This window comes from Nocardiopsis sp. FIRDI 009 (genome assembly GCF_003386285.1).
In the GTDB taxonomy this organism is placed as follows: Bacteria; Actinomycetota; Actinomycetes; order Streptosporangiales; family Streptosporangiaceae; genus Nocardiopsis.
The window spans coordinates 36567-63499 of the sequence record NZ_QPNC01000015.1 but is presented as its reverse complement, the minus strand read 5'-3'; the positions used below and the strand labels follow the sequence as shown (position 1 = coordinate 63499).

The window sequence follows — 26933 nt, the reverse complement described above, 5'->3', positions numbered from 1 at the left end:
GGCGGACGACACCGCCGCCCCACACGGCAGCGGACATCAGCCCTCGTCGGCGGGCCGCCGGGTGTTCGGCACGATCGGCGTGTCCTTGGGGCGCACGCCGATCTTCGACCCCAGCCACACCAGCGGGTCGTACTTGCGGTCCACCACCCGCTCCTTGAGCGGGATCAGCGCGTTGTCGGTGATGTGGATCCCCTCCGGGCACACCTCCGTGCAGCACTTGGTGATGTTGCAGTACCCCATCCCGAACTCGTCCTGCGCGATCTTCCTCCGGTCCGCGGTGTCCTCGGGATGCATCTCCAACTCCGCCACCCGCATGAGGAACCGCGGCCCGGAGAAGTGCTCCATGTTCTCCTCGTGGTCACGGATCACGTGGCACACGTTGTTGCACAGGAAGCACTCGATGCACTTGCGGAACTCCTGTGACCGCTCCACATCCTCCTGCCTCATCCGGAAGTCGCCCGGCCCGGTGTTCGGATCGGGGGTGAAGGACGGGATCTCCCGCGCCTTCCGGTAATTGAACGACACGTCGCACACCAGGTCCCTGACCACGGGGAAGGTGCGCATCGGCGTCACGGTCACGACCTCGTCCGGCTCGAACACGCTCATCCGGGTCATGCACGACAACCGGGGTCTGCCGTTGATCTCCACCGAGCACGACCCGCACTTGCCCGCCTTGCAGTTCCACCGGACGGCGAGGTCGGGCGCCTGGGTGGCCTGGAGGCGGTGCAGCACGTCGAGCACCACCTCGCCCTCGTGCACGTCCACCGTGTAGTCGGTCAGGCCGCCGCCCTCGCCGGAGCCGCGCCACACCCGGAACTTCCGCTCACTCATGACCGCTCCTCCTCGGGCAGCTCTTCCTCGGTCAGGTACTTGGCCAGTTCGTCACGCTCGAACAGGGCCAGCAGCTCGGGCGGCACGTCGGCGACCGGACGCCGGGTCAGGACGACCTGATCGTCGCCGTCCGCCCGGACCGCCAGGTTCACCCGCCGCCACTCCGGCGACATGTCCGGATGGTCGTCGCGCGTGTGCCCGCCGCGCGACTCGGTGCGTTCCAGCGCGGCGGTGGCGATCGCCCGCGACACCAGGACCATGTTGGGCAGCGCCAGCGCCAGGTGCCAGCCGGGGTTGTACACCCGGTCGCCGGGCGCGCACAGGAGCCGGGACCGTTCCTCCAACTCGTCCAGCCGCTCCAGCGCCCGTTCCATCTCCGGTCCGCGCCGGATGATGCCGACCAGGTCGTTCATCGTGTCCTGGAGCTGTCCGTGCACGTCGTAGGGGTTGACCCCGTCCCCCTGCCTGAGCGGGTACAGCGCCTCGGCGACCGCCCGCTCGACCGCGCCGTCGACCGCGGCGCGCGGCGGTTCGGGGCCGTCGCGCGAGTCCAGGTAGCCGCACGCCCCGAGCCCGGCCCGCCGCCCGAACACCAGCAGGTCGGACAGGGAGTTGCCGCCCAGTCGGTTGGAGCCGTGCATCCCTCCCGCGACCTCGCCCGCCGCGAACAGCCCGGGCACGTCGGAGGCGGCGGTGTCGGCGTCCACCCGGACCCCGCCCATGACGTAGTGGCAGGTGGGACCGACCTCCATCGGTTCGGCGGTGATGTCCACGTCCGCCAGCTCCTTGAACTGGTGGTGCATGGACGGCAGCCGCCTGCGGATCTCCTCGGCGGGCAACCGGGAGGACACGTCCAGGAACACGCCGCCGTGCGGGGAGCCCCGACCCTCCTTGACCTCGTTGTTGATGGCCCGCGCCACTTCGTCGCGGGGCAGCAGTTCGGGCGGCCTGCGGTGGCCCGAGGGGTCGTCGTACCAGCCGTCGGCCTCCTCCTCGGTCTCGGCGTACTGCGACCGGAACACGTCGGGCACGTAGTCGAACATGAACCGGGTGCCCTCGGAGTTGCGCAGCACCCCGCCGTCGCCGCGCACCGACTCGGTGACGAGGATGCCCTTGACCGACGGCGGCCAGACCATCCCGGTGGGGTGGAACTGGACGAACTCCATGTTGATGAGGGACGCCCCGGCGCGCAGGGCGAGCGCGTGCCCGTCCCCGGTGTACTCCCAGGAGTTGGACGTGGTGCGGAACGCCTTGCCGATCCCGCCGGTGGCCAGGACGACGGCGGGGGCCTCGAAGACCACGAAGCCGCCGTCCACGCGCCGGTACCCGAAGGCGCCGAGGATCCGCCCGGGGCGGCCGTCGGCGGACTCCTCGGTGAGCAGCCGGGTGACGGCGGTCTCGGCGAAGACCCGCAGCCGCGCGTCCGGGTCGCCGAGCTCGGCCGCGTCCTGCTGCTGGAGCGCCACGATCCGCTGCTGGAGGGTGCGGATCATCTCCAGGCCGGTGCGGTCGCCCACGTGCGCGAGTCGGGGGTACTCGTGGCCGCCGAAGTTGCGCTGGCTGATCAGCCCGTCCTTCGTGCGGTCGAACAGCGCGCCCCAGTACTCCAGCTCCAGGATGCGCTCGGGGGCCTCGCGGGCGTGGAGTTCGGCCATGCGGGGGTCGTTGAGGAACTTGCCGCCGCGCAGCGTGTCGCGGAAGTGCGTCCGCCAGTCGTCGCTGGGGTTGGCGTTGCCGAGCGCGGCGGCGGCCCCGCCCTCGGCCATCACGGTGTGCGCCTTGCCGAACAGCGACTTGGAGATGACGGCGGTGCGCTTCCCCTGCTCGCGGGCGGCGATCGCGGCGCGGAGCCCGGCCCCGCCCGCGCCGATCACCACGACGTCGTAGCGGTACCGGGTGATGTCGGGTTCTGTTGTGGAGGGCATGTACCGGTGTCTTCCTTCCCCGGGGCTCAGTTGAGGATCCGCAGGTCGGTGATGGCGCCGCTGGCGACGAGGGCGATGTAGGCGTCGGTGGCCATCAGCGTGGCGATGCTGAACCAGCCGAAGTACATGTGCCGGTTGTTGAGCGTGGACAACCGGGTCCACACCCAGTACTGGACGGGGTGGGTGCGGAAGGTGCGCAGGCGCCCGCCGAAGACGTGGCGGCAGGAGTGGCAGCTGAGCGTGTACCCCCAGAGCATGAGCACGTTGACGAGCATGATCAGGTTGCCGACGCCGATCCCGAAGCCTCCGTCGGCGCCGTGGCCGAAGGCGACCGCCATGTCCCACGTGTTGATCACGGTGATGACGAAGGCGGCGTAGAAGAAGTAGCGGTGGCCGTTCTGGGGGAGCATGAGCGGCCGGGTCTCGCCGGTGTAGGAGCGGTGCGGCTCGCGCACGGCGCACGCGGTGGGCGCCTGCCAGACCGACCGGTAGTAGGCCTTGCGGTAGTAGTAGCAGGTCACCCGGAACAGCAGCAGGATCGGCAGGCTGATCAGGGCGTAGGGGACGAAGGGCGGGAACTCCACGGGGAGCCGCCCGAACAGGGCCGCGTCCGGCGCGCACTGCTGCGCCACGCACGGTGAGTAGAACGGGGTCAGGTAGTGGTGTTCCTGGACCCAGTAGTGGTCCTGCTGGAACACGCGGACGGTGCTGTAGACGACGAAGGCGGCCAGGCCCAGTGTGGTGAGGGTCGGGCCGAGCCACCATCGGTCGGTGCGCAGCGTGCGCTGGGCGACGCGCGCCCGGCCGCTGCCCGGTCGCGCGCTTTCGGTCGAGGTCACCGTGGTCTCCACCTCTTTCGTGGAGAGCTCCGGGCGCACGGGCGGGCGGTCTGCGCCCCGTGGCCGCGGCCGCTCTCCGGGCGTGCTGGACGGCTGGGGAGAGGCAGTAGCGAAGCCGGTCTGCAACGCAACGTTAGGGTGCTGTGATCACGGTCACGTTCCAGTGGCCAAGAAACACGGGGTGAACGTGTGTGAAATGCGCCACTCTTGCGTGGAATTTTGATGCCCTTTGTGGGCTTTTGTCGCAAATAGTGTTTTTGGAAACTTCGCCCACTGTGGTATTGGGGTGAAGTGAGAGGAACCTGCTAGCTTCGGCCCTTTTTTCTGCTGCGGGGCGCGGGGGCCGCGTCCTCGTCGCCGTCCGGCGCCTCCTCCGGGGCGCCCGCGTCCGTGGCCGAAATCAGTACCTCCAGGTCCGGACCCAGCTCCTTCGGCGTCAGGTCCAGCAGGTACCGGTTGAGGTGGCGGCGGAAGGCGTCCGCCGAGTGCGAGGGCTCCACGTCCTTGCGGTGCGCCAGCGCCACCGTCCGCAGCAGCCGCGGGCGGGCCAGGGGCGTCCCGCGCAGGCCGGGGCGGTTGCGCAGCACCATGCTCGGCACGACCGCCAGTCCCAGGCCCGCCTCCACGAACCGGAGCACGGCGTCCATCTCGCCGCCCTCGACGGCCAGTTCGGGATCGAACCCGGCGGCCCGGCACGCGCGCAGCGTCGCCTCGCGCACGTCGTACCCGCGCCGGAACATGACCAGGGGGCGGCCCTGGAGCTCGGTGATGCGGATCGAGGCGCGGCCGTTCGGCGAGGGCTGGCTCATCGGGCTGGCCACCACCAGGTTCTCCCGCAGGATCGGAGTGGTGGCGAAGTCCGGATCGCTGCTCTGCAGGGGGAGGATGATCAGCGCCAGGTCCAGCTCGCCGCGGCCCAGGTCGCGGATGAGGTCGCGCGAACCGCTCTCCTCCACCTGGAGTTCGATACCGGGGAAGCGGGTGTGGAAGTCCGCGAGCACGTCGGCCAGCAGCCCCGCGCACAGCGAGGGGGTCGCGCCCAGCCGCACCCGGCCCCGGCGGACCCCGGCCAGCTCCGCCACCTCGCGGCGGGCGGTCTCCAGGTCGGTCAGCATCCGCTGGGCCAGCGGCAGGAGCGCCTCACCCGCCGGTGTGAGTGTGATGTTTCCCCTGGCACGACTGAATAACGGTGCGCCCAACTCCCGCTCAAGGCTGCGGATCTGTTTGCTCAAGCTCGGCTGCGCGACGCGCGAAAGCTCGGCTGCGCGGGTGAAATGGCGTGTGCGGGCTACCGCGACGAAGTACGCGAGCTGCTGGAACTGCATGCTCCATAGCCTAGAGCTATGGACACCAGCGTCCTGATGACTTGGACGTCAGACTTAACTCGATTTTAAAGTGGCAGGCTGTGGCGAACAGTACCTTGACCAAGAAGCGGTCTACGGCCTACGGGTCCACGGTGGCGCTCAAGTCAGCGATGGCGGTCACCGGTGCGATCCTGGTGCTGTATTTGATCGCGCACATGTACGGCAACCTCAAAGTCTTCCTGGGACAGGACGCCTTCGACGGCTACGCCGAGGGGCTCCGCGAGCTCGGCGAGCCGCTCCTCCCGCACGGGGGCTTCCTGTGGATCGCGCGCGTCGTCCTGCTGACGAGCGTCCTGATCCACATCTACTGCGCGGTCGTGCTCACCATGCGCGACAACCGCGCGCGTGGCGGCGTCCACCGGTACCAGGTGACCAAGCGCGTGCAGCGCACGTACGCCTCCTACACCATGCGCTGGGGCGGCGTCCTGATCGCGCTCTTCGTGATCTTCCACATCCTGCACCTGACGGTGAACGTCATCGCACCGGGCGGCGCCTCCGACAGCCCCTACGAGCGGCTCGTCAACGGCTTCCAGCCCGAGTACTGGTACGTGACCCTGTTCTACGTGGCGGCGGTCATCGCGGCCGGCTTCCACCTGCGGCACGGCATCTGGAGCGGCGCCGCCACGCTCGGCGCCAACAAGGCCGGCCGTCAGGGCAAGATCAACGCCGTGGCCGTGACCATCGCGCTGGTCGTGACCGTCGGCTTCCTCCTTCCGCCTCTGGCGGTCACCTTTGGACTGGTGCCTTAATGTCTGACAACGACCTGTACATCGAGGGCGAGCCCATCCGGGACGAGAAGGCGCCCGAGGGCCCGATCAACGAGCGCTGGGACAAGCGCCGCTTCTCGGCCAAGCTGGTCAACCCCGCGAACCGGCGCAAGCTCTCCGTCATCATCGTCGGCACCGGCCTGGCCGGGGCCTCGGCCGCCGCGACCCTGGGCGAGGCGGGCTACAACGTCACGTCCTTCTGCTACCAGGACAGCCCGCGCCGCGCGCACAGCATCGCGGCCCAGGGCGGTATCAACGCCGCCAAGAACTACCGCAACGACGGCGACAGCATCCACCGGCTGTTCTACGACACCGTCAAGGGCGGCGACTTCCGCTCCCGCGAGTCGAACGTCTACCGCCTGGCGCAGACGTCGGTCGAGATCATCGACCAGTGCGTCGCCCAGGGCGTGCCCTTCGCCCGCGAGTACGGCGGCCTGCTCGACAACCGCTCCTTCGGCGGCGTCCAGGTCTCCCGTACCTTCTACGCGCGCGGCCAGACGGGGCAGCAGCTGCTGATCGGCGCCTACCAGGCCCTGGAGCGCCAGGTCGCGGCGGGCACGGTCAAGATGAACACCCGCCACGAGATGCTCGAACTCATCGTGGTGGACGGCAAGGCGCGCGGCATCATCGCCCGCGACATGGTCACCGGCGAGATCGAGACGCACTTCGCCGACGCCGTGGTCCTGGCCTCCGGCGGGTACGGCAACGTGTTCTTCCTGTCCACCAACGCCATGGGCTGCAACGTCACGGCCTCCTGGCGCGCGCACCGCAAGGGCGCGCTCTTCGCCAACCCGTGCTACACGCAGATCCACCCGACCTGCATCCCGGTCAGCGGCGACTACCAGTCCAAGCTGACCCTGATGAGTGAGTCGCTGCGCAACGACGGCCGCATCTGGGTGCCCAAGAAGGCGGGCGACGAGCGCGACCCGCGCCAGATCCCCGAGGACGAGCGCGACTACTACCTGGAGCGCATCTACCCGTCCTTCGGCAACCTGGTGCCGCGCGACATCGCCTCCCGGGCCGCCAAGAACGTCTGCGACGAGGGCCGCGGCGTCGGCCCCGGCGGTCTGGGCGTCTACCTGGACTTCGCGGACGCGATCGAGCGCATGGGACGGGCCGCCGTCGAGGCCAAGTACGGCAACCTGTTCGACATGTACCAGCGCATCACCGGTGAGAACCCCTACGAGGTTCCGATGCGCATCTACCCGGCCGTGCACTACACGATGGGCGGCCTGTGGGTCGACTACGACCTCCAGAGCACCATCCCGGGCCTGTTCGTGACCGGTGAGGCCAACTTCTCCGACCACGGCGCCAACCGCCTGGGCGCCAGCGCGCTGATGCAGGGTCTGGCGGACGGCTACTTCGTCCTGCCGAACACCATCAACGACTACCTGGCCGACGGCCCGTTCGACAAGCTCGACGAGACCCACCCCGAGGCGGTCGCCGCCAAGGAGCAGGTCACCTCCCGGATCGAGAAGCTGCTCTCCATCCAGGGCTCCCGCACCGTCGACTCCTTCCACAAGGAGCTCGGCCACATCATGTGGGACTACTGCGGCATGGAGCGCAACGAGGAGGGCCTGACCAAGGCCATCGAGCGCATCCGCGAGCTGCGCGCCGAGTTCTGGCGCGACGTCAAGGTGCTCGGTACCAACGACGAGCTCAACCAGGCCCTGGAGAAGGCCGGCCGGGTGGCCGACTTCCTGGAGCTCGGCGAGCTCATGTGCATCGACGCCCTGCACCGCCGCGAGTCCTGCGGCGGCCACTTCCGCTCCGAGAGCCAGACCGAGGACGGCGAGGCGCTGCGTCACGACGACGAGTTCGCCTACGTCGCGGCCTGGGAGTTCGGTGGCGAGGACAGCAAGCCCGTGCTCCACAAGGAACCCCTGGAGTACGAGTACGTCGAGATGAAGCAGCGGAGCTACAAGTGAAGATCACCCTGCGCGTATGGCGCCAGAAGGGCCCGGACGACGAGGGCCGGATGGTCAACTACGAGCTCTCGGACGTCTCGCCGGACATGTCCTTCCTGGAGATGCTCGACGTCCTCAACGAGAAGCTCACGCTTCAGGACGAGGACCCGGTCGCCTTCGACCACGACTGCCGTGAGGGCATCTGCGGCGCCTGCGGTGTCGTGATCGACGGTGAGGCCCACGGCCCGGAGGTCACCACCACCTGCCAGCTGCACATGCGCAGCTTCAAGGACGGTGACACCATCACCGTCGAGCCGTGGCGCGCCAAGGCGTTCCCGGTGGTCAAGGACCTGGTCGTGGACCGCGGCGCCTTCGACCGCATCATCCAGGCGGGCGGCTACATCAGCGCCCCGACCGGTACCGCCCCGGACGCCCACGCCACCCCGGTGCCCAAGGACGACGCCGACCGCGCGTTCGACGCCGCGACCTGCATCGGCTGCGGCGCGTGCGTGGCGGCCTGCCCGAACGCCTCCGGCATGCTGTTCACCGCCGCGAAGGTCACCCACCTGGGCATGCTCCCGCAGGGGCAGCCGGAGCGGGCCTCGCGCGTGGTGAAGATGGTCAACCAGCACGACGAGGAGGACTTCGGCGGCTGCACCAACATCGGTGAGTGCGCCGCGGTCTGCCCGAAGGGCATCCCGCTGGACACCATCTCCCAGCTCAACCGCGACCTGCTGGGCTCGCTCAGCAAGGGCATCGGCTGACCGCCGGTCCCGAGCGTCGCACGGGGCCGCGCCCCCTGGAGACCTCCAGGGGGCGCGGCCCCGCCGCGTGGGGAGGGGACTACTCCGCCAGTCGCCGGAGGAGTCCGGCGTCCCGGTCGGCGATCTCCGGGGAGAACTCGCGCACCCCCGCCGTGCGACGGTCGGCGGCGAGGCCGTCGACCACCGCCCGGACGTTGTCCGCCAGCGGGCGGACCGAGTCGACCACGATCCGTTCGCCGGTCCAGCCGGCGAAGCCGATCCGGCGGGCCTCGACCGACTCCCACCCGGGTTCGGCAAGACCCGGGAGGTCACGGGTGCGGTTCTCCAGCCTGTGGCGGTGCAGGTCGGCGTCGGAGCAGACGACGTGCACGAACCGCAGGGGGCGGTCGTGCCGGTCGGCGAGGCCGCGCCACCGGTCCCGGGCCTCCCGCGCGTCGTTGACCGCGTCGACGATGACGGGTAGGCCCAGGGCGAGGACGTCGGAGGCCAGCGCCTCCACCACGACGTAGGCCGCCAACCCGGTCGGTTGGTCCCGCCCCACCCCCGACCGCCGCATGGCGGCCTCGGCCGGGTCGACGGACAGCACCGGTGCGCCGAGCTCCTTCCCGAGCGCGCGGGCGAGGGTGCTCTTCCCGGTTCCGGGCAGCCCGCTCATGACGATCAGCATGGGGACAGTCTGGCAGCGGGGGGTGTCACCCGGGGTGCGCGCATGCCTCAGCCGGAGCCGAGGAGGCGACGGACCGAGGCGGCCGAGGCCGGGCGGCCGTGGCCGAACAGGAACCGCGTGGGCCGTGTGTCCAGGACCCGCCGCACGCTCTGTCGGATCGAGCCGGTGTCCTGGGCGAGGAAGGGCGGACCGGGCCGGTCGCGCCGCGTCATGCTCCCGGCCAGCAGGTCCCCGACGAGCGCCTCACCGCCGTCCCGGTGCAGGAGGGTGATCGATCCGGGGGTGTGCCCCGGGGTGTGCAGGACGTCCACCGGCACCCCGTGGGCCGCGAGGTCGGCGCCGTCGCGTAGGACCACGTCCGGGGTGAACGCCGGGAAACCGGTGTCCAGGGTGCGCCGCAGGACCCGCCCGAAGAGGCCCAACGGGGCGTAGAACTCGCTCGTCCCGGACCTGGCCCACGAAACCTCCGCCTCGTGCACCGCCACCGGGACCCCCAGCCGCCGGCGGAGTCCGGCGGCCCCTCCCGCGTGGTCGGGGTGGCAGTGCGTCAGCACGACGAGGGAGATCGAGGCGGGGGAGACACCCGCCTTGACCAGGCGACCGAGCAGCCGGTCCTCGCCGTCGGCGAAACCGGTGTCCACGAGGACGGTGCGCTCCCCCCGGATCGCGTAGGCGGTGGACGCGCCCAGCGGCAACGGGACGACGGAGGTGTTCATCGGGACTCCTCACGGGTGACGGGCGCGGTCGGGACGGAGGCCAGCTCCCCGGCCGGACCGATCCGGGCGATGTGCCGGTCGGGCCGGACCAGGTAGGCGGAGCCGTACAGCCGTTCCGCCGCGCGTCCCCGGTCGAGGGCGGTCGGCACGCCCCGGTCCGCGTGGGCCGCCGCCCAGTCCGGCGTGATGAGGCGGACCGCGCGGGAGTCGGGCACGGACAGCCCGTCGGCCTGGGTGGCGTCGGTGAGCAGGAGGGTGTGCCGGTCGCGCGGCAGCAGGTCGTGCAGGCGGCGGGTGCGCTGGGCGAGGCCGTCGAAGAACTCCGTGTCGGGCAGCCGGTCGCCCCCGACCAGGCCGCCCGCGCGGCCCCCGGTGCCCGGGGCGCCGCGGTAGCGGTGGTCGAGCTGGGAGAACCGGCGGGCGAGTGCGCGCCGTGCGCGCTCGGAGGACCGGAGCACGGTCAGCGCCGCGTCACGCAGGTGGCGGCGCGGGTCGCCGCGCAGCAGCATGGCCTGGGCGCCCCGGTGGGTGAAGGCGATGACCTCGGCCGCGACCGGGTGGCGTTCGTCCTGGTAGCCGTCGAGCAGGCCGGGGTCCGCGCCGCCGAGGACGGCGGCCAGCCGCCAGGCCAGGTTCATCGCGTCGCCGACGCCCAGGTTGAGGCCCTGGCCGCCGAACGGGGTGTGCACGTGCCCGGCGTCCCCGGCCAGGAACACCCGTCCGCTCCGGTAGCGGACGGCCTGCTCGTGGGCGAGCGAGAAGGTCCAGAACTCGTCGACGGAGCGGATGGTCCCGTCGACCCCGGTGCGGGCCATGCCGCGCTGGGCGTCCTCGATGCTGGGCGCCACCCCGGGGGTGGCGGTGTAGGCGAGGCGGTAGCGGCGGTCGCCGGGCAGCGGGAAGACGCCGAAGATTCCCTCCGTGTCGCCGGAGAAGGCCATCTCGTTCCGGGGCAGGGGCCAGTCGACGACGGCGTCGCACAGCACCCAGTCGTCGGCGTAGGGAGCGCCGACGCGCCCGATCCCGAGGAGTTCGCGCACGGTGCTCCTGGACCCGTCGCACCCGACCACCCAGCGGGCCTCCAGGGTGCGGGACCGGCCGTCGGCGACGACCGTCGCACGGACCCCGTCGGCGTGCTGCTCGATCCCGACGCACTCGGTCTCGCGCTCGACCCGCACACCGTGCTCCGCGAGCAGGTCGATGAGCAGGTGCTCGGTGCGTGCCTGGGGGATGTCCACCATGAACGGGTAGGCGGTGTCGGCCAGGGTGCGAAAGTCCACGGAGATCCGGTCCCGGTACCCGGTCCGCAGCGTCAGGACGTCCACCCGCTGACCCTCGGCCAGCACCGTGTCGGCCACGCCGAGGTCGCGCAGGTGTTCCAGGGTGCGGGCGTGCAGGGCGGCGGACTTGGTCAGTTCCAGTACGCCCGCGTGCTTGTCGATGACGCGTGGGCGGACCCCGAACTGGAGGAGGCGCGCGGCGAGGGCGAGCCCGGTCGGGCCCCCTCCCACGATGAGGACGTCGATCATGACATCTCCTAAAACGAATGTTCGTTCTTTTTAGCTTCCTCGGGAGAGGGGCATCTGTCAAGAACGATCGTTCGTTCTACTATGTACGCATGCCACGAGTCTCCGACGCCTACCTGGCGCAGCGCCGGGAGCACATCCTCGCCGCGGCCGCCACGTGCTTCGCCCGGGACGGCTTCCACCGCACGTCCATGCGGAACGTGATCGACGAGGCCGGTCTGTCACCGGGCGCCGTGTACCGCTACTTCCCGGGGAAGGACGCCATCATCGCCGCGATCGCCCTGGACGCGATCGGCGCGGTGCAGGGCGTGGTCCGCGAGTCGATCGCGCGGCGCAGGCCCTTCCCCGAGCTGGTCGGGGACCTGCCCGCCACCATCGAGGCGATGGACAGGGCCGACTCGCGAACGCGCCTGGCCGTCCAGTCGTGGGGTGAGGCGCTGCGCGATCCCGCGCTGGGCGAGGTGCTGCAGGAGGGGGTCGACGGCGTGGTCGACCAACTGCGTGAACGCGTGGCCCTCGGCTGTGCGGAGGGCGAGATCCCCGAGTCCGTGGACCCGCTGGCCACGGCCCGCGTGGTGCTCGGCCTGGTGCAGGGCTACATCCTCCAGCGGGCCTGGGAGCCCGAGCTGTCCTCCGCCGACTACGGTCGGGCCGCGCGTGACCTGGTGGCTGGTCTGCTCGCCCCCCGACCGGCCCGGGCGGGGGCGGCTCAGGCCGCGGAGGGACGCAGCATGCAGTAGGCCGGGGGCGCCGACGGTTCGTCGACCGCGCGCACCACCCGGAAGCCGTGGCGCCCGTGGGACGGGGTTCGTCGTCGCGGTGCGGACGCGGGCGTCCGCCGGAGTCGTGGAGGCCATGCGCGCCGCCTCTTCCCGTGGAACCGGGGTTCGGTCACGGCTCGTGCTGGACGCGCGGCGTCGTCCTACGTAGCCCTTCGGTGACTCCTCCTACATCGGAGCACGCAGGAGGAAGCGGCTGGTGCCGACCCCGGGGTGCTCGACCTCGCGGACCACCTCGAAACCGAACCGCTGGTAGAAGGCCACGGCGGCGGGGTCGAGCGTCTGGGTGAAGACCGGCGTGTACTCGGCGTCGGCCCGGGCCAGACCCGCGGACAGCAGCCCCCGGGCCAGACCGGCGCCCTCGACGGCGGGGTCGACGCCCAGAGCCGCCAGGTACAGGTGCGGCTCCTGGGGCGCGGCCATCTTCCACTCGGCGAAGAGTCGGACGAAGGCGCTCATCCGGGTCCGACCGACCAGCGGCCCCCAGTGCGGCCAGGAGCGCGGCGAGACCAGCGGCCCCTCGGGGTTGGCCGCCGGAGGCGCCCACAGCGCGGCCGCCCGGACCACCGGGGAGTCCGCGGCGGTCTCGGCCATCTCGGCGACGCGGGTGTCCCCGGACGGGACGTAGCCGAAGCCCGCCGCCAGCGCGAAGAGGCGCCGGGTGCGGGCCATCCGCTGCTCCTCGTCGGGGAACAGCCACCGGAAGAGCGGATCGTCGTGGAGCGCCCGGCTCAGGACCCGGGCCACGGCGGGCACGTCGTCGATCGTGGCGGGGCGGACGGCGGCGGTGGCGATCGGACTCATCCCAAGAACTCTCCGATAGGGGGCGTTCCGCACATGGTAGATCACGGGAGTGTCACGACGGATCCGGGTCCGGGCCGCGGTGGCCAGGCTCACACCGGCCGCGTGCTCACACCGACTGGCCGAACACGTGCGCCCGTACCCAGGCGTGCATCGCCACCGCCGCGGCGGCTCCCGCGTTGATCGACCGCGTCGACCCGAACTGCGCGATCGACAGCACCGCCTCGCACACCTTCCGGGCCTCCTCCGACAGCCCCGGACCCTCCTGGCCGAACACCAGGACGACCTCGCGGGGCAGCGGATGGGTCTCCAGGGGGACCGCTCCGGGCAGGTTGTCGATCCCGACCAGCGGGAGCCCGCGCTCCCCGGCCCACTCCAGCAGCGCGGCGGTGTCGGGGTGGTGGTGGACGTGCTGGTAGCGATCGGTCACCATGGCGCCGCGCCGGTTCCACCTGCGACGGCCGACGATGTGCACCGCCGCGCAGCCGAAGGCGTTGGCGGTGCGCACCACCGAACCGATGTTGAAGTCGTGCGACCAGTTCTCCACGGCGACGTGGAAGGGGTGTCGCACGGCGTCGAGGTCGGCGACGATCGCCTCGCGCCGCCAGTAGCGGTAGCGGTCCACGACGTTGCGGCGGTCTCCCCCGGCCAGGAGCTCGGGATCGTACCGGTCGTCCTCGGGCCAGGGGCCGACCCACGGGCCCACACCCACCTCGCGCGCCTCATCCTCACCGGGAGGCGGCGTCGGGGTGGTCGCGGGTGCGGTGTGCTCGTTCATCCGTTCCAGCTTAGGGAGCCTCCACGGGTCGATGCCGCCCCCTCCCCTCAGGCGGTCGGCCGACGCCCCCCGGTGACCAGGAGCGCCCCCGCGCGCCAGCCGAGGAGCGTCACGGCGAGGAAGGCGGAGGTGACCAGGACGAAGCTCAGGGGCGCCCCCTCCCCGGTGGCCAGGCGCAGCACCATGCCCCCGGCGACGGTCACCGCCCACACGAACAGACCGGTCGGCCAGATGCGGAGCGGTGAGCGCCAGGCCAGGGTGACCGCCCAGCCGAGGGCGAGGGCGGCCAGGAACGGCCACGCGGTCGAGGCCACCGCGGGCAGGGCGAGTCCGGTCTCGTGGTCGACCTTGCCGATCACGACGAAGGCGAGCACACACACCAGGTCGGCCGCCAGCGCGAGCGGCACCGCGAAGGAACGCATACCCCCAGGCTATGGCCACCCTCGGCGGACCGTTCGGCGGGTCGGGCGGCGGGAGGGGCCGCCGAGCCGGGGACCCCCGGGGCGGACCGACGCGACCCGCCCCCGCCCCGCCCGTCCCGTCTACTCCCCGGTGAGGTTGTCCCTCAGGAACTCCACCTGGAGCAGCATCAGGTTCTCCGCCACCACCGGGTCCGACGGCATGTGCGTCACCCCCGACAACGGCAGCACCGTGTGCTTGCGCCCCGCCGCGAGCAGCGCCGACGACATCCGCTGCGTGTGCGCGAACACCACGTTGTCGTCCGACAGGCCGTGGATCATCATCAGCGGCCGTTCCAGCTTCGCCGCGTCCGCCAGCAACGAGCTGCCCTCGTATGCCTCCGGCCGCTCCTGCGGCGTGCCCAGGTACCGCTCGGTGTAGTGCGTGTCGTACAGCTTCCAGTCGATGACGGGGGCGCCCGCGATCGCCGCGTGGAACACGTCCGGCCTGCGCAGCACCGCCAACGCCGCCAGGTACCCGCCGAACGACCACCCCTGGATCCCCACCCGTGAGGTGTCCAGGAACGGGTACCGCTCCGCCGCGTCCCGCAACGCCGCCACCTGGTCCTCCAGGACCGGCGTGGCCAGGTCGAGGTGGATCGCCTGCTCCCACTCCACGCCGACGCCGGGGGTGCCCCGACCGTCCGCGATCAGCACCGCGAACCCCTGATCCGCGTACCACTGCGCGGTCAGGAACGCCCCCCGCGCGTTGAGCACCCGCTGCGCGTGCGGTCCGCCGTACGGAGCCATGAGCACCGGCAGCGGACGCAGGTCCTCCCGGTACCAGGACGGCAGCACGAGCGCGGTCGGGATGCCCCGCTCGCCGGCCCGCCACCTCTCCACCCGCAGCGGGTCCGGCAGGTCGGGGCTCTCCGCGAAGCTGGCGATCTCGCTCAGCTCCCGCTGCGTCTCCGAACTGGCGTTGCGGAACACCAGCGTGTGCACGCCCGGGAACTCCATCGACCGGTGCTGCACCACGAGCGTGTCACCGCGCAGCCGCCCCGACCGCACCCCGCTGTGCGCCTCCGCGTCGGAGGTGGTCGAGCACCCGTGTCCGGGCACCTCCACCGGCGCGGCCAGCCCCGTCGGCAGGTCCACCAGCCACAGGGACACGACCCCGGGGCGCCCGGCCGGGGAACCCGAGTACAGGACCCGGTCCCCGTCCACGTCGACCACGGAACGCACGTACACGTCGGGCGGGCTGACCGGCTGGTCGCCCACGTACACCCGCCGCTCGCCGTGCTCCGGATCGCGCGCCACCCACACCAGGTCACCGGAGGCGGTGTGGTCGGGCACCCCCGACACGATCTCCAGCCACACGTCGTCGGTGTCCGTGCGCACCTCGGCGACCAGGCCGGTCACCGGGTCGGCGCTGAACAGCGTCATGGTGCGCTGGTCGCGGCTCTGCGCGGTGAACACCACCGTCGGAGTCCCGTCGGGGCCGGTGGTCCAGCCCGCCCGCGCCAGGTACGGAAGCGCCGCGCGGTCCCACTCGATCCACGCGGGCTCGCCCGGGCCGTCCGCCCGGTGCTGGCCCGCCGTGCCCACCGACAGCACCGCCATCCGCACGTCCGGGTTGGCGGTCCCGGCCGCCGGGTAGCGCAGGGCGGTCGGCTCCTGCCCCGGGCTGGCGGGGTCGTCCACGTACCAGCGGGCGACGTCGGCCTCGTCGACCCGCGTGGCCAGGATCGCCCCGCCGTCGGGAGCCCACCAGAAGCCGCGGTACCGGCTCATCTCCTCGGCCGCGACGAAGTCCGCCAGACCCCACGTCACGTGCTCCCCGTCGGGCTCGGCCAGGACGCGGTCCCCGTGGTCCTCCTCGGCGGCGGCGATGTCGATCACACGCAGCGCGCCGCCGCTCACATAGCCGACGCGGTCGCCGCGCGGGCTGATCCGGGGGTCCACGACCGGCTGGGTCGCGGGCAGCTCGCGGGGGGTGTTGTCGTCGCCCACCAGGTCCACGTAGAAGAGCCGCCCCGAGAGGGCGAACACGGCACGGGTGAACGCGTCGTCCACCGAGTAGGAGACGATGCCGCCGCCGCTCTCCCGCAGCCGCTCACGGCGGGCGCGCTCCTCCGGAGGGAGGTTCTCGTCATCGGCGCCGAGCGCCCGGGGGTCCGCGGCCACCCAGGCCGTACCCTCCTCGGTCTCGTGCACCCACAGACAGGTGGCGGTGTCCACGCCGTCCCGCCCCCTCAGGAAGGCGACACGTCGCCCGTCCGGGGAGATCTCGAACGCGTACGGGACACCGATGGTGAAGCGGTGGGTTCGGGCCAGTTGGCGAGGAAAGCTCATAGGGCGATTGTGTCCCATCACCCGGCCGTCCCGTCGCGCCGACCGTGGCGAGCCCCTCCCCGGGCCCGGGGAGCGGGAGCCGGACCCCGGAGGCCGGCCGGTCGGAGGAGGGGCGGTCCGCCCGGTATCGTTCGCTACGTGATGGACAGGCGACTGATGATGGTGCACGCGCACCCCGACGACGAGAGCATCGTCACGGGGGCGACGCTGGCGAAGTACGCGGCCGAGGGCGCGCAGGTCACCCTCGTGACCTGCACCCTGGGCGAGGAGGGGGAGGTCATCCCCGACGAGCTCGCGCACCTGGCCGCCGACCGCGACGACACGCTGGGCGAACACCGTGTCGGCGAACTCGACAAGGCCTGTGTCGCGCTGGGCGTGCGCGACCACCGGTTCCTCGGCGGCCCCGGCCGCTACCGCGACTCCGGGATGGCCGGCGGCCCCGCCAACGACCACCCCCGCGCCTTCTGCGGGGCCGACGTCGAGGAGGCGGCGACCCTCCTGGCGGAGCTGATCCGCCAGACGCGTCCGCACGTGGTGGTCAGCTACGACGAGAACGGGGGCTACGGCCACCCCGACCACATCCAGGCGCACCGGGTCACCCGCCGGGCCTGCGTCAAGGCGGGGGAGCGCACCATGCCGGGGACCCCCTGGCAGGTCCGCAAGCTCTATGCGATCGCCCAGCCCGTGTCGCGGATCGAGGCGTCCATCTCCCGCCTGGCCGAGGAGCCCGGTTCCTTCACGCCGCCCTCCCGGGTGTCCGACATCGCCCTGGGCACGCCCGACTCGGCGGTGACCACGCGGATCGACGCCACCGACCACTGGGCGGCCAAGGCGCTCGCGATGCGCGCGCACGCCACCCAGATCGCGGTGGAGGGCGAGCGGTTCGCGCTGTCGAACGGCATCGCGCAGGAGATCGACGCCGTGGAGCACTTCACCCTGCTCATGGGGCCGACGCCGAGGACCGTCGGCGGGGAGTTCGAGACCGACCTCTTCGCGGGCCTGTGAGCGGCACCGACGGACACGGCGGGGCCGGCCGCGTATCCTCCACTGACATGACCACGACCGAGACCGACGCGGGGGCCGCACGGGGCCGTGGCGCCTCGATCCTGGTGTACCTGGCCACGCTCGCCGTCGTGGCGCCGCTGGGGGCGGTGGTCGGGTTCGTGTCGTCCCTGTGCGCGGGATGGCTGACCCGGTACTGGGAGGCGGGACAGCCGGTGCCGACGATCGCGGTGGTCGCCCTCCTGGTCTACGCGGCCCTGCTGTACGCGGGCTGCCGACTCCTGGCGTGGGGCAGCGGGACGCCGGACGCCGCGATGGCCTTCACGGTGGGGTTCGTGCTCTCCGTCTTCGTCGTGATCGGCTACACGCCCGGCGGCGACATCGTGCTCACCGGTCACATGATCCACAACGGTTACCAGCTCGGGTCGATGCTGGCACTGGCGGCGGCCGTGGTGGTCAGCTCGGTCCGAAGCGCGCGCGGCCGCCGTCCCCTCGGGGACGACGGCCGCGGCTGACGCTCCGGGGGGTCAGGCCCAGAACCGCAGCAGCAGCTGACCGAAGAACACCATGCCCGGGTACGCCGGGTTCGGCAGGACCAGGTCGTAGAACCGGTAGAAGGCGTCGACGAAGACGTCGTTGACGGTCGGGAACCACAGCAGCGCGAAGACCGCGATCGAGAAGTACAGCGCGTTGACGCGCAGGAAACCGGCCACCCTGTCCGACAGCGCGGGCGCGAGCAGCTCGAACCCGTCCAGGCCGGGGATCGGCAGCAGGTTGACCACGGCCGCCGTCAGGTTGGCCAGCGACAGGAAGGCCATCGAGGAGATCGCCCAGTTGGTGGTGTCGTTGCCCGGCGGGACGAGGACCGAGACGGTGACCGTCAGCGCCGCCGACAGCACGAGGCTGGCCAGCGGACCGGCGAGCACCACCGCGGCACGGCGCGAGGCCGGGACGCGGTCCCACGTCACGTAGGTGGGCGGCCCGGTCAGCCCCAGGCCGCCGAGGCACAGGTAGACCACGGGCAGGACCAGGCCGCCGAAGGTCTCCCGGAAGGCGAAGGGGTTGAGCCTGAGGTAGCCGCTGCCGCGCAGGGAGCGGTCACCGGCCAGGTAGGCGGCGAGCGCGTGCCCGAACTCGTGCACGGTCGCCGAGGCGATCCACCCCAGGACGATGAGGAGGGGCGGGATCAGCGGTGTGACGCTCGTCCCCTCGGCCGCCCAGTCCAGTTCGACCGCCGTCCACGACAGCCAGCCCGCGAAACCGACGAGGCCCAGCAGCAGCACGAACACCGGGCTGGGCAGGAAGTCCGACCAGCCGCCGGACACGTCGCGCTTCGGCGCGGCGGTTTCGGCGAGCCTCGCGTCCTCACCCGCCACGCCTTCGTCCTCGGTGTCCCCATCGAGGTCCGGGACGTTGAGAGCGTCCTGGGGCATCCGCTCCCACGGGTCCGTGCCGCGCGCGTCCCCGGCGTCCGGGGCCGTGTCCGGTCCGGGCCCGTCGGTCGTGTCCGCACTCTGCGGCGTCTCGGGCGTGGGCATGGCGCTCCTGCTGATCGCGGGTGGTTCGCGGTCCAGATTAGGCCCTCCCGTGGCCCGCCATCGCCCAGGGTCGCTTCGCGAGGGGTGGTGGCGGGCGAGGCGGGCCGCGTGGCGAGGAACGAGCGTCAGGCGCCGCCGAGGATGAGGCATCCCCGCCTTCGGGGCGCCCGAACACGGGCCGGGGCGAAGCGGAGGACCACGACGAACACCGGCTAGACCACCGCGCGCGGCGCCACCGCGGACTTGTGCAGGCACGCGATCGCGAACGCCCGCCCCGGAGCGGTCAGCTCCCGGTGACCCTCGCCATCGTCCTCGGTGAGCAGACCCAGGGTCTCCAGCAGCCAACCGACCGCCATCACCAGCGCCCGGACCTGGTCCGACGCGGTCTCCGCGGTCCTGCGACGCGCCGCCGCGTGCCGTCCCGCGGACACCGGGACCTCCGCGGGCACCCACCCGGACTCCGTCAGAACCCGTTCCGCCGTCACCACGTCCGACTCCCCGCGCCGGGCGTGCGACCCGGCCCCCTGCGGCGACCGCGCCAACAGCAGCCCCAGCAGCGTCTCCGCCGCCGCCTGCTCGATGCCGCCGGTCCGGCACAGCGTCTCGGTGACGGCCCACCACAGAGCCTCGGGGTCCTCGCGCAACTGCCGGCCGCGCCGCGTCAGCACCAGTCGCCGCCCCGACCTGCGCACCGCGCGCATCCCGCGCAGCACCTGGTGCAGGGCGATCAACTGGGTGGCGTCGGTCTCGCTGCGCGGGGGGTCCGGCGAGGTGTGCCACCCGAAGTCCGCGCACATCTGCCGGACCACTCCGGGCGCGATGTACCCGATCTGGGTGAGCACGATCCCGTCCGCCGCCAGGTCCAGCAGAGCCCGCAGCGGCGCCAGGGCCGTGTCCGCCCCACGCGGGACGTCCGCCCCGGCGATGATCTGCCCCACCAGCGGCCACAGGCGCTGCCTGTGCGGATGCACGGACGATCCGATCCACGCGCGCACCCGCTCCTCCCGGATCCGGTCCAGGTGGCTCAGGCCCCGGCGGTCGGGCTGGGTGAGGAAGGAGCGGGCGAACCGCTCCTGCGCCGTCCGCCATCCGTGTTTGCCCGGACGCACGTCACCGACCGTGATGGCCAGTTCCAGCGCGGCGGCGGTCTCGTGGCGCGCCCGGATCTCGGCGTCGCCGACCGCGCCGCCCCACGTCAGTTCGGGCAGGTCCGGCGGTTCCACACCCGACTCCCACATGAGCCGCTCGTACAGGGCCAGCCTGGTGCCGTGGTCGTCGTCGCCGATGGACAGCAGCGCGACCGTCTCCGGCGCCGAGCACACCTGGGCGTAGCGGTGGAGTTCGAGGAGGGAGAAGAGCGTGCCGAGGGAGCGGGCCGTGAACACCCGGTCGTCCACGGACCGGGGGAACCGTGCGGGGAGCTCGAACCAGCAGAACCGCTGGACGGCGTACTGGGTGAGCCGTTCGACGTCGTGCTCGGGGGACAGGGTGTCCAACGCCTGACGCGCGGACCCGGCCGCCCGCTCGTCCCGTCCGGCCAGTTCCGCGAGGGCGGACGCGACTGCTTCGCGCATGATGGGCGCTCACCACCTCCCGCCGTGCCGGGCGCCCGCTCAGCGTGGGGTGACGCCGGGGCGCGGTGCTCTCCTGTGTCCCGCGGAGCTGGCTCGTGCTCATGGCGGGGCTCTGCCGTCTTCTACCCCGGACGGGGCGAAGAATGCCTGTGTTCAGGGCTGATCTGGCGTCCCGGTGCCGTCCGGGGCGCCGTCGGTGTGTTCGGACTGTCGTCGTGGCACCGGGACGGCCGCGACCGTCAGGGCGCCTGTGGGGGACGCCCGTCATGTCGTCGCGGTGGCACGGGGGGAACGACACGGCTGGCGGCGATGTCGGATTCGGCGACCTCGACCGCCGAGTCGTCGCGGCGGCGCAGGGTCAGCACGCCGTCCGTCCAGGACTCCACGACACCGACGATATCGGTGAAACCCTGATCGGGGAGGCGGATTCGGACGGAGACCCGTTTTCCTACGTCCCCACGGGTGATCCGGTGCACCAGACGACCCCTCAAGTGCATCGAACGCCACCCCCGATTGTGCGCTGGGTATTCTCCGACGCCATACTAGGAGAACGACATCTGTGCCAACAGCTTGCGGAGCCCGGGAACCGGGGGAGTCGGCGCCCGCACGCCGGTCCCTCCCCGGGACTCCGAAGGTCCCCGCCCTCCCCGGTGGAGCGCGGGGGTGAGATCAAGGAGTTCGACGTGACCTACGTCATCGCGCAGCCCTGTGTTGATGTGCTGGACAAGGCGTGCATTGACGAGTGCCCTGTGGACTGCATCTACGAGGGCGAGCGCATGCTCTACATCCACCCGGACGAGTGCGTCGACTGCGGTGCGTGCGAGCCCGTCTGCCCTGTCGAGGCCATCTACTACGAGGACGACCTGCCCGACCAGTGGCAGGACTTCTACAAGGCCAACGTCGACTTCTTCGACGAGATCGGCTCGCCGGGCGGCGCCTCCAAGGTGGGCAAGATCGAGCGGGACCACCCGCTCGTGGCCAAGCTCCCGCCGCAGGCCTAGGACGCCCGGACGACCGGCCGGGCGCACCGGCCGGTCACACGCACCCCCTTGGCGCAGAGGGTGCTGTCCCCGCGTGGACAGCCGAACGTGAGTGTCGCGCCGACCCCCGGCCGGGGGTCGGCGCGACGCTTGTTCCGACCCTGGTTTCCCGACCCCTCCGACCCGGATGGAGAACGCACCGATGGCCGAACGGCGACGCGTGACGGACCGGCTCCCGACCTTCCCGTGGGACAGGCTCGCCCCGTACAAGCGCACGGCCGCGGCCAGCCCCGACGGCATCGTCGACCTCTCCGTCGGCACCCCCGTCGATCCGGTGCCGCCGAACCTGCGCCAGGCCCTGGCCGACGCCGCCGACTCCCCCGGATACCCGATGACCTGGGGAACCCCGGAGCTGCGCGCGTCGATCCGCGGGTGGCTGGCGCGCCGCCACGGCGTCCGCGTCGAGGAGGGCGCCGTCCTGCCCGCCGTCGGCTCCAAGGAGCTCGTGGCCTGGCTGCCCACCCTGCTCGGCCTGGGCGAGGGCGACACGGTCGTCCACCCCGAACTGGCCTACCCCACCTACGACGTCGGCGCCCGCATGGCGGGTGCCACCCCGGTCGCCTCGGACGGGCTGACCGCGCTCGGACCGGCGCCGGTCGGGCTCGTGTGGGTGAACTCGCCGAGCAACCCCACCGGCCGCGTGCTCGACGTACCCCATCTGCGCAAGGTCGTCCAGTGGGCGCGCGAGCGGGGGGCGGTCGTCGCCTCCGACGAGTGCTACCTCGACCTCGGCTGGGAGGACCGGGAACCGGTCTCGATCCTGCACCCGGACGTGTGCGACGGCTCGCACGAGAACCTGCTGGCCGTGCACTCGCTGTCCAAGCGCTCCAACCTGGCCGGCTACCGCGCCGCGTTCGTCGCCGGTGACCCGGCCCTGGTCGGGGAGCTGCTCGCGGTCCGCAAGCACGCGGGGATGATCGTCCCCGCCCCGGTACAGGCCGCCATGCGGGCCGCGTTGGACGACGACGAGCACGCCGCCGAGCAGAAGGAGCGCTACCGTGCGCGCCGCTCCCGCCTGCGCGCCGCGTTCGAGGGCGCGGGATGGCGGATCGAGCACTCCGACGCCGGGCTGTACCTGTGGGCGAGCCACCCCGAACACGACGCGTGGGGCGCGGTGTCCGTCCTCGCCGAACGCGGCGTCCTGGTGGCCCCCGGGGACTTCTACGGACCGGCGGGCGCCCGGCACGTCCGGGTGGCCTTCACCGCGACCGACGAGCGGGTCGACGCGGCGGTCAGGCGCCTGGCGTCGTAGCAGTGTTGTTCGCGGGCCTCCGCTTCGCTTTGGCCCGCCCGTCGCCCGCCACCACCCTCAACGGACGCCTACGGCGCGGTACTCGCTCTCGTCGGGCGCCCGAACGGTAACCCCCTGGGGCCGCCGTGTCAGCTAGTCAAGGACGGGGCGTCCCCCGGTGTCGGAGCCGTCCTCGACCGTGGTCCACTCCTCGGCGCCCTCGGTCCCGTCGGACGCGCGCCAGCGCTGGTCGCCGTAGGTCACCGAGGTGATCCCGTACTCCTCCGCGTGGGCGACCGCCCAGAGCGTCATCGCCCACCCCAGGTCGCCCGTGCTCGGGTCCTCCGCCACGGGCAGCTCAGCCGGGTCGGTGCCGAACACCCGGGCCATCTCCGCCTCGGCGCCCGCGACGTCGGGGTCGGCGGCCGTCATGGACTCCAGGGTCTCGGCGTCGTACCAGCAGGTCATCGCCGGGCCCAGGGCGCCGGTGAACGCCTCGGCCATGTCCGCGGACAGGGTCTCGTGCTGGTCGTAGGCGTAACCGTCGGCACTGCGCTGCACGGCCTGGGCCGCCTCGAACACGGGCAGCTCCTCCCAGCCGCCGACCTGCGCCAACGCGTCGTAGAACGCGCCGCTGGCGTACACCGGGTCGAGGATCTCCTCCGGCTCGCCCCACTCCTGGGACGGCCGCTGCTGGAACAGGCCGATCGAGTCGCGGTCGCCGAACTCCAGGTTGTAGAAGGTGGACTCCTGCCACACGGTCGCGTACGCCACCGTGACCGCCTCCCGGGGCAGGTCGCGGCTGAACGCCACGCCTCCGACCGTGGCGGCGTTCACCGCCTGCTCGGGCTCCAGGTCGTACCTGCCCTGCGCCATGTCCAGGCGGCAGGCCGGGGTCGGGGCCTCCTCGGCGGTGTCCAGCGGCTCGACCGTGGTCAGCACGTAGTAGCCCCCGGCGACGAGAGCACCGCACACGAGGAACAGAGCCAGGAGGATCTTGACGAACGCGGAGATTTTCCGGCGCTTACTGGGCACGGGCGAACCAACGGGTCGGTGACGGGTGGAACGCGCCGCACGGGACGGGGGGTCGTTCGTGCTGCGCGTGGGGCGCGTCGCGCGCCTGGGCCGAATTGTAGTCGTCGGTACGGGTTCGCACGGAGCGTCACCGGGACCGGTCCGCGGCGTACGGACCGGGGCCTCAGCGGCGCACCCCCGCCAACCCGCTAACGTGGGTGGACATGACCAGCTCGTACACAAGCCCGCTGCCGGAACAGATCGACGAACTCTGGGAGCGGCGCTCCGAACTCACCCCCGGCCACACCGAGGCGCGCGAGACCATCATCGGCGCGATCGACCAGATCGACGAGGGCAAGGCGCGCGTCGCCTTCGTCGACCCCAGCACCGACGAGGTCGTGGTCGACGAGCGCGCCAAGCGCTCCATCCTGCTCGGCTTCAAGGTCCTGGACATGAAGGAGTCGCACGTCGGCGACTTCTACCACCACGACCGGATGCCGCTGAAGACCCGCTTCGACGGCGTCCGCGTCGTCGCGGGCGCGATCGCCCGCTGGGGTTCCTACCTGGCCCCGGGCGTCGTGCTCATGCCGTCCTTCACCAACATCGGCGCCCACGTCGGCTCCGGCACCATGGTGGACACGTGGGCGACCGTCGGCTCCTGCGCCCAGGTCGGCGAGAACGTCCACCTGTCCGGCGGCGTCGGCGTCGGCGGCGTCCTGGAGCCGCCGCAGGCGTCCCCGGTCGTCATCGAGGACGACGCCTTCCTCGGCTCCCGCAGCATGGTCGTCGAGGGCGCGCGGGTGCGTACCGGCGCCAAGCTCGGCGCGGGCACCATCCTCACCTCCTCCACGCGCGTCTTCGACGCCGAGACCGGCGAGGAGCTGCCGCGCGGTGAGGCCCCGGCCTGGTCGGTCTGCGTGACCGCCAACCGCGTCAAGAGCTTCCCCGGCGGTGACTTCGGCATGCCGGTCCTGCTGGTGCTCAAGCGACTGGAGAAGGGGCAGGAGCACGACAAGCTCGCGCTGAACGACCTGCTCCGCGAGCACGGCGTCAACGCCTGACGCGCGCGACCCCTCGAAAGCGCCCTTCCGCCCGGTGCGGAGGGGCGCTCCGTTTTCTCGGTTGCTCTCCCCGCTCCGCGCGGGCATAGGATCGGCGGCATGGCGACTCGGCTTGTTCAAATCCATATGAGTGCTCTGGATGACGCCGCGCTCGGCGAGTTCTGGGCGAAGGTGCTCGGCTGGGACATCTCCAGCGAGGGACCCGGCGTGACCAACCTGGAACCCGAGGGCTTCGTCTACCCCGATCCGGTCGCCGTCTGCCTCGACATCGTCGCCGTCCCGGAACCCAAGACGGTGCGGAACCGGGTGCGCGTCGACCTCGCCACCACGTCCGCGGCTCATCAGACGGAGCTGGTCGCCCGCCTTGAGGAACTCGGCGCGACGCCCGCCGACATCGGCCGGGGCGACGTGCCGTGGACGGTCCTGGCCGACCCCGAGGGCAACGAGTTCCGCGTGCTGGAGCCCCGGGAGGTCTACCGGGACACCGGGCCGATGGCCGCGGTGACGGTCGACTGCGTCGACCCCCGGGCGATGGCCCGGTTCTGGGACGAGGCGATGGACTGGACCCTGCGCGAGGTGACCGACGACCACGCGGTGCTGCGCTCCGCCAAGGACGTCGGCCCCTACCTCGTGTTCCTCCGCACCCCCGACGCCAAGACCGTGAAGAACCGCGTCCACCTCGACCTGCGACCGTACCCCGGCGACGACCAGGAGCAGGAGGTGTCCCGGCTGCGGGCGCTCGGCGCCACCCCCATCGACATCGGCCAGGGCGACGTGCCGTGGACGGTCCTGGCCGACCCCGAGGGCAACGAGTTCTGCGTCCTCACCCCGGCCTGACGCGGAGCCGTGCCGAACGGAGGCGGGTGAGCGCCGGGGCGGCGGCGGACAGCCCTCCGGGACTCCTGACCTAGGCTGGACGGCGCGTGCGCGTCCGGGGACGCGGTGCGGCGCGAGCGACGGACGACGACCTGAACGGGGCGAGACGATGCTGGATGTGACCTCCGACGTGGCGGACCTGACCGCCGCCCTCGTGGACATCCGCTCCGAGAGCGGTGACGAGCGGATCCTGGCGGACGCGGTCGAGCAGGCCCTGTCCGAGCTGGCGCACCTCAAGGTCGTCCGCGACGGTGACGCGGTCGTGGCCCGCACCGACCTGGGCCGCCCCCGCAGGGTCGTGATCGCCGGTCACATCGACACCGTCCCCATCGTCGACAACGTCCCCTCGCACGTGGAGGGCGGCCGCCTGTACGGCTGCGGCACCACCGACATGAAGGCCGGGGTCGCGGTCCAGCTCAAGCTCGCCGCGCTGGTCACGGAGCCGGTGCACGACGTCACGTACGTGTTCTACGACAACGAGGAGGTCGACGCCTCCCGCAACGGCCTGCGCCGCCTGGCGCTGCACCACCCCGAGTGGCTGGGCAGCGACTTCGCCATCCTCATGGAGCCGACCGACGGCGTCATCGAGGGCGGCTGCCAGGGCACGATGCGCGCGCGGGTCGTCGCCCGGGGCAGGCGTGCGCACAGCGCCCGCTCCTGGATGGGGGAGAACGCGATCCACGGCGCCGGGGCGATCCTCGACGTCCTGCGCGCCTACACCCCGCGTGAGCCGGAGGTCGAGGGGCTGCGCTTCCACGAGGGGCTCAACGCGGTGGCCATCGAGGGCGGGGTCGCGGGCAACGTCATCCCCGACGAGTGCGCGGTCACGGTCAACTACCGCTTCGCCCCGGACCTGTCGGTCGCGGACGCCGAGGCGCACCTGCGCGAGGTGTTCGACGGCTTCGAGGTCATGGTGACCGACGCCGCCGCCCCGGCGCGTCCCGGTCTCGACGACCCGTCCGCCGCCGCGTTCGTCACCGCTGTGGGGGAGGGGCGGGCGCGCGCCAAGCTCGGGTGGACCGACGTGTCGCGCTTCTCCGAGCTGGGTGTTCCCGCCGTGAACTACGGTCCCGGCGATCCGCTGCTGGCCCACACCAGGGACGAGTACGCCGAGATCGCGAGGATCCGCGAGGCCGAGGAGCGGATGGTCGCCTGGCTCGGCGGGGCGCGCTGACCGAGG

The 26933-nt window shown here is 72.1% G+C and carries 26 protein-coding genes; 11 read left to right on the top strand and 15 right to left on the bottom strand.

The features are described 5' to 3' along the window. Positions 1-36: 36 nt before the first annotated feature. From DVR05_RS12185 to DVR05_RS12170, 4 genes are all read right to left on the bottom strand, one after another. A complete protein-coding gene (locus DVR05_RS12185) occupies positions 37-831 on the bottom strand; it encodes a succinate dehydrogenase/fumarate reductase iron-sulfur subunit (RefSeq protein WP_116245975.1) in 795 nt (264 codons plus the stop codon). Further along, positions 828-2756, bottom strand: coding sequence for a fumarate reductase/succinate dehydrogenase flavoprotein subunit (locus DVR05_RS12180; protein ID WP_116245974.1), 1929 nt, complete (start codon positions 2754-2756; stop codon positions 828-830). Before DVR05_RS12180 ends, DVR05_RS12185 begins: the two co-directional genes overlap by 4 nt. A gap of 26 nt (positions 2757-2782) precedes the next feature. Further along, entirely contained in the window at positions 2783-3595 is an 813-nt protein-coding gene (locus DVR05_RS12175) for a hypothetical protein (protein ID WP_116246254.1), read from the bottom strand. Between the two features lie 305 nt (positions 3596-3900). Further along, positions 3901-4920, bottom strand: a complete 1020-nt coding sequence (locus tag DVR05_RS12170; protein ID WP_116245973.1) for a LysR family transcriptional regulator — start codon at positions 4918-4920, stop codon at positions 3901-3903. 131 nt (positions 4921-5051) lie between these two features. Between DVR05_RS12170 and DVR05_RS12165 the strand changes: the two genes are divergently transcribed. Genes DVR05_RS12165 through DVR05_RS12155 form a run of 3 tightly spaced genes read left to right on the top strand, consistent with a single transcriptional unit; the run spans position 5052 to position 8397 of the window. After that, positions 5052-5708 (top strand): succinate dehydrogenase cytochrome b subunit, encoded by a 657-nt coding sequence (locus tag DVR05_RS12165; RefSeq protein WP_255423085.1) that lies wholly within the window; start codon positions 5052-5054, stop codon positions 5706-5708. Continuing rightward, entirely contained in the window at positions 5708-7654 is a 1947-nt protein-coding gene (locus DVR05_RS12160; RefSeq protein WP_116245971.1) for a fumarate reductase/succinate dehydrogenase flavoprotein subunit, read from the top strand. Before DVR05_RS12165 ends, DVR05_RS12160 begins: the two co-directional genes overlap by 1 nt. Next, complete coding sequence (locus DVR05_RS12155; protein ID WP_116245970.1) at positions 7651-8397, top strand: succinate dehydrogenase/fumarate reductase iron-sulfur subunit; 747 nt, start codon at positions 7651-7653, stop codon at positions 8395-8397. The genes DVR05_RS12160 and DVR05_RS12155 overlap by 4 nt, the downstream gene beginning before the upstream one ends. A 79-nt stretch (positions 8398-8476) precedes the next feature. Here the strand turns inward: DVR05_RS12155 and DVR05_RS12150 are convergent, their stop codons facing one another. The 3 genes from DVR05_RS12150 to DVR05_RS12140 are packed head-to-tail and all read right to left on the bottom strand — an operon-like array spanning position 8477 to position 11309. Continuing rightward, the gene (locus DVR05_RS12150; protein ID WP_116245969.1) at positions 8477-9064 is read right to left on the bottom strand and encodes an ATP-binding protein; all 588 of its coding nucleotides are present in this window, start codon (positions 9062-9064) and stop codon (positions 8477-8479) included. 47 nt (positions 9065-9111) lie between these two features. Further along, entirely contained in the window at positions 9112-9780 is a 669-nt protein-coding gene (locus DVR05_RS12145; protein WP_116245968.1) for an MBL fold metallo-hydrolase, read from the bottom strand. After that, positions 9777-11309: an FAD-dependent monooxygenase gene (locus tag DVR05_RS12140; RefSeq protein WP_116245967.1), complete on the bottom strand. Its 1533-nt coding sequence runs from the start codon at positions 11307-11309 to the stop codon at positions 9777-9779. The genes DVR05_RS12145 and DVR05_RS12140 overlap by 4 nt, the downstream gene beginning before the upstream one ends. Before the next feature lie 89 nt (positions 11310-11398). Here DVR05_RS12140 and DVR05_RS12135 point away from each other — a divergent pair, with 89 nt between their 5' ends. Next, a complete protein-coding gene (locus tag DVR05_RS12135) occupies positions 11399-12046 on the top strand; it encodes a TetR/AcrR family transcriptional regulator (RefSeq protein WP_116245966.1) in 648 nt (215 codons plus the stop codon). 207 nt (positions 12047-12253) lie between these two features. Here DVR05_RS12135 and DVR05_RS12125 read toward each other — a convergent pair whose 3' ends face one another. The 4 genes from DVR05_RS12125 to DVR05_RS12110 all read right to left on the bottom strand — a co-directional run bounded on the left by DVR05_RS12125 (position 12254) and on the right by DVR05_RS12110 (position 16417). Continuing rightward, positions 12254-12889, bottom strand: a complete 636-nt coding sequence (locus tag DVR05_RS12125) for an N-acetyltransferase (protein WP_116245965.1) — start codon at positions 12887-12889, stop codon at positions 12254-12256. Positions 12890-12995: 106 nt separating this feature from the next. Then, positions 12996-13664 (bottom strand): RNA methyltransferase, encoded by a 669-nt coding sequence (locus DVR05_RS12120; RefSeq protein WP_116245964.1) that lies wholly within the window; start codon positions 13662-13664, stop codon positions 12996-12998. Between the two features lie 47 nt (positions 13665-13711). Beyond that, entirely contained in the window at positions 13712-14086 is a 375-nt protein-coding gene (locus DVR05_RS12115) for a DUF3054 domain-containing protein (protein WP_116245963.1), read from the bottom strand. 120 nt (positions 14087-14206) lie between these two features. Beyond that, entirely contained in the window at positions 14207-16417 is a 2211-nt protein-coding gene (locus tag DVR05_RS12110) for a S9 family peptidase (RefSeq protein ID WP_116245962.1), read from the bottom strand. Between the two features lie 138 nt (positions 16418-16555). Between DVR05_RS12110 and mshB the strand changes: the two genes are divergently transcribed. Both mshB and DVR05_RS12100 read left to right on the top strand, forming a co-directional pair. Beyond that, entirely contained in the window at positions 16556-17422 is an 867-nt protein-coding gene (gene mshB, locus DVR05_RS12105; protein WP_198659149.1) for an N-acetyl-1-D-myo-inositol-2-amino-2-deoxy-alpha-D-glucopyranoside deacetylase, read from the top strand. 47 nt (positions 17423-17469) lie between these two features. Beyond that, positions 17470-17934: a hypothetical protein gene (locus DVR05_RS12100; RefSeq protein ID WP_116245961.1), complete on the top strand. Its 465-nt coding sequence runs from the start codon at positions 17470-17472 to the stop codon at positions 17932-17934. 12 nt (positions 17935-17946) lie between these two features. Here the strand turns inward: DVR05_RS12100 and DVR05_RS12095 are convergent, their stop codons facing one another. From DVR05_RS12095 to DVR05_RS12085, 3 genes are all read right to left on the bottom strand, one after another. Further along, positions 17947-18957 carry a site-2 protease family protein gene (locus DVR05_RS12095; protein ID WP_116245960.1) on the bottom strand — a complete coding sequence of 337 codons (1011 nt, stop codon included), beginning with the start codon at positions 18955-18957 and terminating at the stop codon, positions 17947-17949. A gap of 212 nt (positions 18958-19169) precedes the next feature. Next, positions 19170-20531, bottom strand: coding sequence for a hypothetical protein (locus tag DVR05_RS12090; protein ID WP_116245959.1), 1362 nt, complete (start codon positions 20529-20531; stop codon positions 19170-19172). Positions 20532-20770: 239 nt separating this feature from the next. Then, a complete protein-coding gene (locus tag DVR05_RS12085) occupies positions 20771-21028 on the bottom strand; it encodes a hypothetical protein (RefSeq protein ID WP_116245958.1) in 258 nt (85 codons plus the stop codon). 186 nt (positions 21029-21214) lie between these two features. Here DVR05_RS12085 and fdxA point away from each other — a divergent pair, with 186 nt between their 5' ends. Together fdxA and dapC are read left to right on the top strand one after the other, a co-directional pair. Continuing rightward, a complete protein-coding gene (gene fdxA / locus DVR05_RS12080) occupies positions 21215-21532 on the top strand; it encodes a ferredoxin (RefSeq protein ID WP_017596988.1) in 318 nt (105 codons plus the stop codon). A gap of 181 nt (positions 21533-21713) precedes the next feature. Continuing rightward, positions 21714-22823 carry a succinyldiaminopimelate transaminase gene (gene dapC, locus DVR05_RS12075; RefSeq protein ID WP_116245957.1) on the top strand — a complete coding sequence of 370 codons (1110 nt, stop codon included), beginning with the start codon at positions 21714-21716 and terminating at the stop codon, positions 22821-22823. 132 nt (positions 22824-22955) lie between these two features. On the opposite strand, the gene DVR05_RS12070 is transcribed toward dapC, so the two are convergent. Further along, positions 22956-23837: a hypothetical protein gene (locus DVR05_RS12070; RefSeq protein WP_116245956.1), complete on the bottom strand. Its 882-nt coding sequence runs from the start codon at positions 23835-23837 to the stop codon at positions 22956-22958. A 203-nt stretch (positions 23838-24040) separates the two neighbouring features. On the opposite strand from DVR05_RS12070, the gene DVR05_RS12065 reads away from it, so the two are divergent. The 3 genes from DVR05_RS12065 to dapE all read left to right on the top strand — a co-directional run bounded on the left by DVR05_RS12065 (position 24041) and on the right by dapE (position 26927). Further along, the gene (locus DVR05_RS12065; protein WP_116245955.1) at positions 24041-24877 is read left to right on the top strand and encodes a 2,3,4,5-tetrahydropyridine-2,6-dicarboxylate N-succinyltransferase; all 837 of its coding nucleotides are present in this window, start codon (positions 24041-24043) and stop codon (positions 24875-24877) included. Between the two features lie 126 nt (positions 24878-25003). Beyond that, positions 25004-25714 (top strand): VOC family protein, encoded by a 711-nt coding sequence (locus tag DVR05_RS12060; RefSeq protein WP_198659148.1) that lies wholly within the window; start codon positions 25004-25006, stop codon positions 25712-25714. A 148-nt stretch (positions 25715-25862) separates the two neighbouring features. Then, a complete protein-coding gene (gene dapE, locus DVR05_RS12055) occupies positions 25863-26927 on the top strand; it encodes a succinyl-diaminopimelate desuccinylase (RefSeq protein WP_116245953.1) in 1065 nt (354 codons plus the stop codon). The last annotated feature ends 6 nt before the right edge of the window (positions 26928-26933 follow it).